This window comes from Stenotrophomonas sp. GbtcB23 (genome assembly GCF_019091045.1).
GTDB lineage: Bacteria > Pseudomonadota > Gammaproteobacteria > Xanthomonadales > Xanthomonadaceae > Stenotrophomonas > Stenotrophomonas rhizophila_A.
On the sequence record NZ_JAGXKC010000768.1, the window covers coordinates 1 to 230 of the forward strand.

Consider the following 230-nt stretch of genomic DNA (forward strand, 5'->3'; position numbering starts at 1 on the left):
TGGTGTTCATGCCCAACCTGCCGCACCCGACCTACCTGGCGCGCTACCAGCAGGCGGACCTGTCCCTGGACACGCACCCGTACAACGCGCACACCACCGCACCCGATGCACTGTGGGCCGGCTGCCCGGTGCTGACCTGCCCGGGCGCGACGTCCGCTTCGCGCGTGGCCGGTTCGCTCAACCATCACCTGCAGCTGCCGGCGATGAACGCTGCCGACGACCGCGTCTTC

Annotated in this window: 1 pseudogene; it reads left to right on the plus strand. The window is 70.0% G+C overall.

Annotated elements, in window-relative coordinates:
• Window positions 1–230 (plus strand): annotated as a pseudogene (locus KVS69_RS20860) (UDP-N-acetylglucosamine-peptide N-acetylglucosaminyltransferase); the annotation flags it as partial.